The 10,384-nt window shown below is 57.8% G+C and carries 8 protein-coding genes; 4 read left to right on the top strand and 4 right to left on the bottom strand.

Annotation, left to right across the window (positions count from 1 at the left end; all coding sequences use genetic code 11):
• Positions 1-161: 161 nt before the first annotated feature.
• The 3 genes from fdhF to thrS all read right to left on the bottom strand — a co-directional run bounded on the left by fdhF (position 162) and on the right by thrS (position 5,479).
• Positions 162-2,930, bottom strand: coding sequence for a formate dehydrogenase subunit alpha (fdhF, locus tag ABYV26_RS02000; RefSeq protein ID WP_372677673.1), 2,769 nt, complete (start codon positions 2,928-2,930; stop codon positions 162-164).
• A gap of 148 nt (positions 2,931-3,078) precedes the next feature.
• Positions 3,079-3,480 (bottom strand): VanZ family protein, encoded by a 402-nt coding sequence (locus ABYV26_RS02005; RefSeq protein ID WP_372677675.1) that lies wholly within the window; start codon positions 3,478-3,480, stop codon positions 3,079-3,081.
• Positions 3,481-3,562: 82 nt separating this feature from the next.
• Positions 3,563-5,479: a threonine--tRNA ligase gene (gene thrS / locus ABYV26_RS02010; protein ID WP_372677677.1), complete on the bottom strand. Its 1,917-nt coding sequence runs from the start codon at positions 5,477-5,479 to the stop codon at positions 3,563-3,565.
• 92 nt (positions 5,480-5,571) lie between these two features.
• On the opposite strand from thrS, the gene ABYV26_RS02015 reads away from it, so the two are divergent.
• Positions 5,572-6,762, top strand: coding sequence for a ribonuclease D (locus ABYV26_RS02015; protein ID WP_372677679.1), 1,191 nt, complete (start codon positions 5,572-5,574; stop codon positions 6,760-6,762).
• Between the two features lie 125 nt (positions 6,763-6,887).
• Here ABYV26_RS02015 and ABYV26_RS02020 read toward each other — a convergent pair whose 3' ends face one another.
• Complete coding sequence (locus ABYV26_RS02020) at positions 6,888-7,538, bottom strand: metallophosphoesterase (RefSeq protein ID WP_372677681.1); 651 nt, start codon at positions 7,536-7,538, stop codon at positions 6,888-6,890.
• 153 nt (positions 7,539-7,691) lie between these two features.
• Here ABYV26_RS02020 and ABYV26_RS02025 point away from each other — a divergent pair, with 153 nt between their 5' ends.
• The 3 genes from ABYV26_RS02025 to ABYV26_RS02035 all read left to right on the top strand — a co-directional run.
• Complete coding sequence (locus tag ABYV26_RS02025) at positions 7,692-8,444, top strand: 16S rRNA (uracil(1498)-N(3))-methyltransferase (protein WP_372677683.1); 753 nt, start codon at positions 7,692-7,694, stop codon at positions 8,442-8,444.
• A 214-nt stretch (positions 8,445-8,658) separates the two neighbouring features.
• Entirely contained in the window at positions 8,659-9,804 is a 1,146-nt protein-coding gene (locus ABYV26_RS02030; protein ID WP_372677685.1) for an NAD(P)-dependent oxidoreductase, read from the top strand.
• Positions 9,805-9,890: 86 nt separating this feature from the next.
• Positions 9,891-10,384, top strand: a 494-nt coding sequence (locus ABYV26_RS02035; RefSeq protein ID WP_372677687.1) for a GAF domain-containing protein, incomplete at its 3' end; no start/stop codon positions are given.

Raw genomic sequence — 10,384 nt, forward strand, 5'->3', positions numbered from 1 at the left:
ACACCATCATCAACCAAAAGGCCGGATTCCCGATAGCGAAGGGAGCCGGCCTTTTTGGTTCTATTTTCATTTTTTCAGTAGGGGCTTCTGCACAAAGACAGCGTGTATCTGTTGACGGTTTACAGCGGATAGGCACCTTTAGAGCGCTTATCCTCACCTAATTAGGCCCCCTTGGACACTCTCACCGCACACACCTTTAACTCGGGAATCCCCGAAACCGGATCCAAAGCGGCATTGGTCAGTTTATTGGCCGCCGCCTGGGCAAAGTGGAAGGGGATGAAAACAGTCCCGTCCACGGCTTTGTGGGAAATCCGCACCCGGGCCTGAATCTCTCCCCGTCGGGAAGCGATGGTCACGCGCTCGCCGTCTTCGATGCCCATCCCCTGGGCATCACCGCGCGTGATCTCCACGAAGGACTCCGGCACCCGTTCGTTCAATCCCTCGGTCTTCATGGTCATCGTGCCGGTGTGGTAGTGATAAAGCACCCGGCCGGTGGTTAGGTACATGGGATAGTCGTCGTCGGCCATTTTCGCCGGGGCGATCCATTCGATAGCGTGAAACATTCCCTTGCCCCGGGTAAATTGGGTCCCGTGCAGGATCGGCGTACCGGGATGTTCCGGGGTGGGACAGGGCCAATGGAGCCCCTCGTGTTCGATCCGTTCATAGCTGATGCCCGCGTAAGAGGGCGTCACGCTGGCAAGTTCGTTGAAGATGGTTTCGCTGTCCTTGTAGGACATGGCATAACCCATGCGCGTGGCGATGTCGCAGGTGATCTTCCAGTCGTCCTTGACCGATCCGGGCGGATCGACCGCTTTTCTGACCCGCTGCACCCGCCTTTCGGTATTGGAAAAGGTACCCTCCTTCTCCGCAAAACACTTGGAGGGCAGCACCACGTCGGCCAGCTGTGCGGTCTCGGTGAGAAAGATATCCTGAACCACCAGAAAATCGAGATTGCTTAAGCTCTTTTCGGCATGGTTCAGGTCGGGATCGGACACCAGCGGGTTCTCCCCGATAATGTACAGGGCCTTGATCTCTCCACTGTGGGCTTTGGGCACCATTTTCGTGACTGTAAGTCCTGGTTTGGTGGGCAGACCGGTGACGTTCCATGCCCGTTCCATCTTCTTGATGGCATCCAGGTTGTCCACCGGCTGATAGCCGGTAAGCACGTTGGGCAAACCGCCCATGTCGCAGGCCCCCTGAACATTGTTTTGCCCGCGCAAAGGGTTGACCCCGCCGCCCCGGATACCCATGTTGCCGCAGAGCATGGCCAGGTTGGCCAGGGATTTGACGTTGTCGGTGCCCGTGGTGTGTTGGGTGATGCCCATGCAGTAGAGGATGCTGCCGGCCGGGGCCTTGGCATACAGCCGTGCCGCGTCGATGAGCTGCTGGGCCGGGATACCGGTGATGGTTTCCACGTGCTCCGGAGTGTAGCGTTCGACCAGCGCCTTAACCTCGTCAAACTTTTCTGTGCGCTCCTCGATAAAGGCCTTGTCGTGCAGATCCTCCTTGATGATCACGTGCATCAGGCCGTTGATCCAGGCCACATCGGTCCCCAGGTTGGGCCGCAACCAGTGCTCGGCGAACTCCGTCATCTTGATTCGGCGCGGATCCACCACGATGAGTTTGGCCCCGCGGCGAGTCACCGCCCGTTTGACGAATGAGGACAGGACAGGATGGTTTTCCGAGGTATTGGAGCCGGTAATAAGGATGACGTCGGCCTCCTCGATATCGGCGATGGTGTTCGTCATGGCGCCACTTCCGAATGCTGCGGCCAGACCGGCCACGGTGGAGCTATGTCAGAGCCGGGCGCAATGATCGATATTATTCGTTTTGAGCACCGCCCGGGTAAACTTGTGGGCGATGTAGTTCTCTTCGTTGGTAACGCGAGCCGAGGTGAGCACCCCCATGCTGTCTCCGCCGTGGGTGTCGCGGATCGCTTTGAATTTATCGCCCACCAGACCGATGGCTTCCTCCCAGGTGGCTTTGCGGAATTCACCATTCTCCTTGATCAGGGGATCGGTAAGCCGCTGGTCGCTGGCGATAAAATCGAAGCCGAAACGTCCCTTGACGCACAAGCTGCCATTGTTAGGGACTGCGTCTTCGACACCGCTGACCTTGACCACCCGATTGTCCCTCACATGCAGGAGCATCTGACACCCCACACCGCAGTAGCTGCAGGTGGTGCGCACCTGTTGGGTTTCCCATGGGCGGACATGGTAGCGCACATCCTTTTCCACCAGAGCCCCCACCGGACAGACCTGCACGCATTCGCCACAGAAGACGCAGTCGGAATCTTTCAGCGGCCGGTCGCCGGCGGCGATGATTTTTGTCTCCGCACCACGGTAACCGAAGCTGATGGCATTGTTCACCTGCACCTCGTTGCAGGCCTGGATGCAGCGACCGCACAGGATGCAGCGCGAAAAATCCCGCACGATGAAAGGGTTGACCGTCTCCATGGGATAGCGGGCCGGGGTGCCCTGAAAGCCCTCACCGGTCACCTGGTAGCGGTAGGCCAGATCCTGAAGTCGGCAGTCTCCCCACACCGGGCAGAGCTCACTGCTGTCGTCGTCTTTGGCCACGCCAAGCTGGAACTGGGTCCAATCGCTGTCGTCCCGTCCACGCACCGCGCAATTGTGATTGCCCGAAGAAAGCATGAGTCGCAGGATCTCTTTGCGCGACGCCACCACTTCCGGCGATTCGGTGCGCACCACCATGTTGGCTGCGGCCGGGGTGGAACAGGCCGGCAGCAGCGTCCGGGCCCCCTTTACCTCTACCACGCAGATCCGGCAGGCGCCGGTGGGCGTGGTTCCCTTCAAGTGGCACAAGGTTGGAATATCGATGTGGCCCCGCCGGGCCACGTCCAGGATCGTCTCCCCCGGTTCAATGGGAAGTTCGTTTCCGTTGATCACCATCAGGTTCGTCTGTTCCATATTCAGGTGCTCCTTTGGGGAGGGTCTGTTGATCGAATCACCAGCCTATTTTTCCTATAGAAAATCGGCCCTTTTGTCAATCCGGGAATACCAATCCTTGATGGTTTCATCTATAAACTTCCCTTCAATCATGCAATTGCGACAACCCCTATCGGTCATATGGATTGAACCCGCGGCGCGAAACCACCCACATATATCCCAGGGCACCTAAAATACTGCCCGCCACATCCGCAACCCCGTCCAACGCATCGGCTTGGCGTGCCACCACAAAAGACTGGTGGAATTCATCACTCAGGCCGTAAAGGGAGGCAAAGAGGACACTGATCGCCATCAACTGCATGGGGGATAGTCTATCGGGCCATGTCAACCGGCAGGCCCGGAAAAAGAGAACGGCCAGCAGTCCATATGCAACCATGTGCATCACTTTGTCTTTCAGCGGGAAAGGGAGTCCCAAATCGGGTGGCGGAAAACTGGATTGGACAAAGATGGCCGCGCAGAGGGCAATGACCGGCAGCCAGTATAGGAAGAATGTTCTCTGTGCGGTTTTCATGGGGCAGCAGGAAAAACCTAAGGGGCAGCCGCTGCAGCTTTCCCCGGATACCTGGGAGGGCTGCAGCGGCGGTTGTCGTGGCCTATTCGCCGAACATATCGAGATGCAGGCGTCTGTCAGCCACATGGGCCGTCACCTGCGCCATAAACTGGGCCATGGGGAGGCCGTAGCGGACCGTGCCGTCTAACGTGCGAACGGATACGGTGCCGGCCGCCTGCTCTTTAGCGCCGCAGGTGAGAATCAGCGGCGTCTTGGCCAGCTGGGCTTCGCGAATCTTACGGTTGAGGCTCTCCGTCCGGTCGTCCACCTCAACCCGCAATCCTGCGCCGGTCATGGTTCTGGCGATATCCTCGGCAAATGGGATCAAGTCATCGTTGATGGGCAACAAAACCGCCTGGACCGGAGCCAGCCAGAGGGGAAACTTGCCTTCGAAGTGCTCGATGAGTATCCCCAGAAACCGCTCGATGGAGCCGAACACGGTTCGGTGCAGCATGATGGGCCGGTGCTTCTCATTGTCCGCACCCACATAGGTCAGGTCGAACCGCTCGGGCAGGCTCATGTCCAGCTGAATGGTGCCGCACTGCCAGGTCCGCCCCAGGGCGTCCTTGATGTGCAGGTCGATCTTGGGTCCGTAGAAAGCGCCGTCCCCCTCGTTGATGCGGTATTCATGGCCATACGCATCGAGGGCTGAGCGAAGGCCGTTGGTGGCCTGTTCCCACTGCTGGTCGGTGCCAATGGATTTTTCCGGCCGGGTGGAAAGCTCCAGATGAAAACCGAGGCCAAATTGGTTGTAGATCCGCTCCTCCAGCCGCAGCAGGTCGATAATCTCAGCCTGGATCTGTTCCGGCATCATGAAAAGATGGGCATCGTCCTGGTGAAAGGCCCGAACCCGAAACAGGCCGTTGAGCACACCGGACAACTCGTGACGGTGCACCAAACCGACCTCCGCTGCGCGTATGGGCAGCTCCCGGTAGGAGTGCGGCCGTGTACTATAGAGCAGCATGCCGCCGGGGCAGTTCATGGGCTTGATGGCGTAGTCCTGCTGGTCCACCTCGGTGGTGTACATGTTCTCACGATAGTTCTCCCAGTGGCCGCTTTTCTCCCACAAGGTGCGCTGGAGGATGATGGGCGTTTTGGTTTCCACGTATCCGGCTTCCCGGTGAGCGTCGCGCCAGAAGTCCAGCAGGGCGTTCCAGACATCCATGCCCTTGGGATGGAAAAAGGGCATACCCGGCGCATCGTCATGGAAGCTGAACAGATCCATGGCCGCGCCGATCTTGCGGTGGTTGCGTTTTTTGGCCTCTTCAAGAAAGTTGAGATACCCCTTGAGTTGCTTCTTATCGAAAAAGGCGGTGCCGTAGATTCGCTGAAGCTGGGCCTTGGATTGGTCCGCGCGCCAATAGGCACCGGAGACCCGCATCAATTTGACCGCCCTCACAAACCCGGTGTGCGGCACGTGCGGCCCCCGGCACAGGTCGGTAAAATCCCCTTGCTTGTAAAAGGAGATCGTGCCGTCGGCCAAGTCGGAAATCATCTCGATCTTGTAGGGTTCATCCTTGTAGAAGTCCAGGGCATCGGCTTTGGACACCTCGTGGCGTTCGACGGGGATCTTGGCCTTGATGATGCGGTTCATTTCCGCTTCAATCTTGGGGAAGGCTTCCTCGGAGAGCGGCTCCATATCGATGTCGTAATAGAAACCGTCCTCCACCACCGGCCCGATGGTGAGCTTGGCTTGAGGGTAGAGGTTCACCACGGCCTGGGCCATGACGTGGGCGGCACTGTGGCGCATGATTTCCAGCGCTTCGGGATCCCGGGTGGTGATCAACCGGACAGCGGCATCCTGTTTAATAGTCCGGTTCAGGTCCACCAGTCGGCCTTCCATTTCCATGGCCACGCAATCCCGAGCCAAGCCCTCGGAGATGCTCTTTGCCACAGCCAGTCCCGTGGGAAAATCGTCAAAGGGCTTTCGACTTCCATCGGGAAGTGTGATATGTATCATTTTTTTATTGCCTTCCGTATAAAAGGTTGTGCATTGGAGCAGCGATGGGTATCCACCAATTGCCCAATAATTCATTGATAAAAAAATAACTTATGAAAAGTAGGGAAAAACCCTTCCCGGGTCAAGAGAAAAATAAGGACAGCGTCGCCGATCCGTCTTACCGCTTCATCCGGACACCCGATGAACTGGACGGGTTTGTCGGCCGCATCAGCCAGGAGAAAATCCTTGCCGTGGATCTTGAAGCCGACTCCATGTTTCACTATCAGGAGAAAGTCTGTCTGTTGCAGATGGCCGGCAACGGTGAAAATGTGGTTATCGACCCCCTTGCAGTCAACGATCTTTCACCCTTGGCCCCGGTATTCAAAAACAACACGATCTGCAAGGTGTTTCACGGTTCAGATTATGACGTTCGCTCCCTCTATCGTGATTTTTCGATCGAGATCAACAACTTGTTCGATACGCAGTTGGCCAGCATGTTCATGGGAGAACGGGAGACCAGCCTCGGAGCGGTGGTATGCAACCGGTTCGGTATTCAGTTGGATAAACGATATCAGAAAAAGGACTGGTCTCAACGCCCCCTGCCGGAAGGTATGATCGAATACGCCGCCTCCGACGTCTATCACCTGATTCCCCTTGCCCGGATGCTCATGGATGAATTGGAAGAAAAGGGGCGACTGGACTGGGTCAAGGAGGAGTGCGATTACCTGTCCGCGGTCAGACCCATGGAAAACGGCAGCGATCCGTTGTTCCTTCGGTTCCGCGGCGCCGGCCGCCTGCCCCGTCGCAACTTGGCGGCGCTGGAGGGATTGCTGCAATATCGCCGTGAACTGGCCGCCAAAAAAGACCGGCCCTTGTTCAAGGTCATTTCCAACACCGCCTTGCTGAAAATCGCAACCGAAATGGCCGATTCCCCCCAAGCCATGGAAGCGGCCCGGTGCCTGAGCGCCAAACAGATCCGTATTTACGGAAAACCCCTGTCCGGTATTGTAAAAAAGGCCAGGGCCCTTGCCGAAAAGGACCTGCCCATCTATCCACGAAAGCGGCGGCCATCGGTGTCCCCCAAGGTGCCCGAAAGGATCAAGGTCCTCAAGGCCTGGCGCGATCGGCTGGCCGAAAGTATGGGACTGGATCCCGCCCTCCTTTTCAATAAGGCGCTGATGTCCGCCATTGCCGTAAAAAAACCTGCGGACCTTCAAGGACTGCGGAACGTCGACGGAATCCGCAACTGGCAGGTGAAGGCGTTTGGGAAAGAGGTCCTTGCCGTTCTATCCGCCCTGCCCTGACACCGCACCATCGACACGCGTTCACCCAAACCAGCAATTCACCTTTCTGGAAGAAGGCCGATGGGTAAAGATCACGGTTGGGTGCCATCGATGGTTGGTTTCCAATTGAATCGACATACTAGGGTTTACTGACCCGGCGGCAGCATCCTGCAAACCGGTAACGATCGACCGTCGTAACGGATCAGCGCCCCGTCGCTGGCCCGCCCCATGGCACAGTTGACCACGATCGTACGACCAATGGTGCCGATACCGGCCTGTTCATGAATGTGACCGCAAACGACCAATGCCGGCGAACAGCCGTCCACCATCCGTCTGACGGCCCGGCTGCCGGCATGGAATCGGCCCAGAACCCGGTCCCTGACGCCGTGCGGCGGTGGATGGGCCACCAACACACTGTTTGCATGCAACATGCCGGATACCCGGGTCTCGACGTCGGTCTCGTTGATACCCAATCGAGAATGAAAGGGCAGCGGTAAGGTGCCGCCGATACCAACCATCTCGACATCGCCGAAGCGTGCCGCTGAAAGATGAATGGATCGAAGCCGGGGAAATGGCGGCAACAGGCGAGCCAGATGTCGTGGGTCACTGTTTCCCCGGATCAGCAGCACCGGCAACGCCAACCGATTCAATCGGTCGAGGGTGACCTCAGGATGCCGGCGTCTGAAAAGGTCCCCGGCCAGCAACACCATGTCCGGTCGATGGGCGGCAATCCGGCTGATGAGACGCCGAATCCGTCGGGCCTTACCGTGAATATCGGCTGCCGCGTAAATCAGCATGGTTCGTTTCACCTCTCGTTGACAATCAGCGATCCCGTCGCAAGCGATGACCGACGGATCAATCTATAATAAATGCCTTGACAGGTAAACCGATATGATGAAATCAAAATGAATCGTTGACACCCCATTATTCGGCACTCGGAATGCTATCCCATGTCCCTGAGACGCTTTTATATACCACCGGAAATGGTCAAGCAGCCACAACCGGAAATCTCCGGATCGGATGCGGTCCACATCTGCAGGGTAATTCGCCTGTCTGCCGGTGATGCGGTGGAACTTTTCGACGGCATCGGGAATGGCTATCGCGCCCGGATCGTGTCGGCTTCCCCCAAAAGGGTTCTGTTTTGCATCGAAGCGGCATATACGCTGCTGTCTGAATCGTCCGTTCGTATCACCCTGGCACAGGGAATCCTCAAGGACCGCAAGATGGACGACCTGATCCGACAGTTGACGGAACTGGGCATCGATCGCTGGATGCCTTTCTATGCGGCGCGATCGATACCTTTACCGGTCAAAAAAGGCATGCAGAACCGGTTGGGCCGATGGGAGAAAATCGCCCTGGAGGCGGTCAAGCAGTGCCGGCGCGGATGCGTTCCCAGTATTACGCCGGCAGACGATGTTGACGCCATGGTGGCGGCGTCGGCCGAGTCCGATCTTAAAATCATTTTCTGGGAAGGCGCACCGCAGGGATTCGATATCCCCAAAACCGCCCCGCAACAGCCGAAAAAAATAACCGTTGCGGTGGGTCCAGAGGGCGGGTTCGACCCTGGCGAAATCCAGCGGGTACGTGAGCATGGATTTCTCACCGCCGGTATGGGCCCGCGTATCTTAAGGGCCGAAACTGCCACCCTGGCCGCCTGCACGATGGTGCAGTACCGATTCGGTGACATGGGACCCGGAAATTGACGACTTCCTGAAGCGTCCGATATCGGCGTTTTGCTTCATCCTTCGGCACTGCGGCCTAAGACAAGTACGCTGCCTTCGGCACCCGCGATAGCGGTATTCTCGGGCTTTACAAGCCTTGATCTCGAACGCTTCAGGAAATCGCCCAAGACCAAAGTCATGGCTGGAAGCCACCCACGCAGGACTGCCGGAAAGTCGAGTTCACGAAGGAGGCCGGATGAGCAGTTACCCATGGCGAATTCAAAACCCTGAGGGAACCTTTCGCGTCATCGTCACCAAAACCCTCCCCGGGCGGCAGTGGCTTGACATTCTCACCGCTGCCGATTGCCGCCTCGAAATCTGTCACAGCAAAGCGGCCCTGGATACCGAAGCCATCAAAGCTGCCATCGGCAGCCGATGTGACGGGGCCATCGGGCAGCTCACCGAACCGTGGGGGGAAACCCTTTTCAATACCCTCAAGGCCGCCGGGGGGGTCGCGTACAGCAATTATGCGGTGGGATACAACAACGTGGACCTGGATGCAGCCACCCGGGCGGGGATCCCGGTGGGCAATACGCCGGGCGTGCTCACCGAAACCACGGCCGAGATGGCCGTTGCCCTCACCTTCGCGGTGGCCCGCCGGGTCGGCGAGGCGGAACGCTATCTGCGTGCCGGCCGGTACACCGGCTGGCTGCCCGATCTTTTTTTAGGCACCCTGCTGCATGGCAAAACCCTGGGGATCATCGGTGCCGGCAGAATCGGAGCAGCCTATGCCCGCATGATGGTCCAGGGGCACGGCATGCAGGTGATCTATCATGACCTTGCCGCCAACACCGATCTGGAATCGTTTGTCGCCGACTACAATCGCTTTCGGGTCACCCAACGCATGTCGGCGGTGGCCTGCCGCCGCGCTGAGTCCCTGGATGAGCTGCTGGAAACTGCCGACTGCGTCAGCATCCACACGGTGCTGGACGACACCACCCGCCACCTCATCGACGCACGACGATTGTCGTTGATGAAATCCGATGCCATTTTGATCAATACCAGCCGCGGACCGGTGGTCGATGAAGCCGCTTTGGTGGACCACTGCCGGCGGCATCCGGATTTTCGCGCCGGTCTGGATGTATTCGAGAACGAACCGGAGATGGCCTCTGGCCTGGCCGAACTGGACAATGTTGTCATCGTCCCGCACATCGCCTCTGCCACCCGATGGACCCGGGAAGGCATGGCCACCCTGGCGGCCTGTAATGTGGCCGGCGTCCTCAACGGATATCCGCTCTGGCAGCAGCCGGATATTCTGCCATTTCTCGAAGCGGATCCACCTCGTGCCATCCCGAGCATCGTCAATGCCGGCGCATTGGGATGGCTTGCACAGGCAGAGTGATTCTTTCCGTTGAAACACGATTGCTGATTGGCTTGGCCGCCGCCCAGCCATTGAAATGCCATCTTCGACCAGGTAACCATTGAGCCATGGAAAAAGTCGATCAAGCCACCTACGACGGATACATTAAAGCGTTGAGGGACATCAGCCGGGCCATCACGTCGGACCTGTTCCTGGAGGATCTGCTCAAACTCATCGTCATGGTCACCGCCAAGGTAACCGGCGTGGAAATCTGTTCGCTCTGGCTGATTGACGAGAATAAAAAACCGCCCAAAATACGGCTGAAGGCCACCCAATCCATCGACCCGGAGTATGTCAAAGACCGTTCCCTGAACCTTGACGAAGGGGTTGTCGGTTATGTCGTCACCCACAAACGCCCCATCACCATCAAAAACGTGTTGCGTAGTACCCGTTTCAAGGAAAAGGAGATGGCTCGGAAACTCGGACTGGTCTCCATGGTCGGGATTCCACTCCAGCTTAAAGACGAGAAGGTCATCGGCGTGCTCAATTGTTTTACGGTATCCGTGCATCCCTTTTCCAAAACCGAGATCAACCTGCTAACGACGGTGGCCAACCAGGCAGC

This window comes from Desulfosarcina sp., from assembly GCF_041551955.1.
Classification (GTDB): Bacteria; Desulfobacterota; Desulfobacteria; order Desulfobacterales; family Desulfosarcinaceae; genus Desulfosarcina.

What these genes read in the sequence shown, in the direction of transcription:
- ABYV26_RS02025 (WP_372677683.1), top strand. Translation starts at nt 7,692, where the DNA reads ATGTCCCTGAGACGCTTTTATATACCACCGGAAATGGTCAAGCAGCCA.
- ABYV26_RS02020 (WP_372677681.1), bottom strand. Translation starts at nt 7,538, where the DNA reads ATGCTGATTTACGCGGCAGCCGATATTCACGGTAAGGCCCGACGGATT.
- ABYV26_RS02005 (WP_372677675.1), bottom strand. Translation starts at nt 3,480, where the DNA reads ATGAAAACCGCACAGAGAACATTCTTCCTATACTGGCTGCCGGTCATT.
- thrS (WP_372677677.1), bottom strand. Translation starts at nt 5,479, where the DNA reads ATGATACATATCACACTTCCCGATGGAAGTCGAAAGCCCTTTGACGAT.
- ABYV26_RS02030 (WP_372677685.1), top strand. Translation starts at nt 8,659, where the DNA reads ATGAGCAGTTACCCATGGCGAATTCAAAACCCTGAGGGAACCTTTCGC.
- ABYV26_RS02015 (WP_372677679.1), top strand. Translation starts at nt 5,572, where the DNA reads ATGAAAAGTAGGGAAAAACCCTTCCCGGGTCAAGAGAAAAATAAGGAC.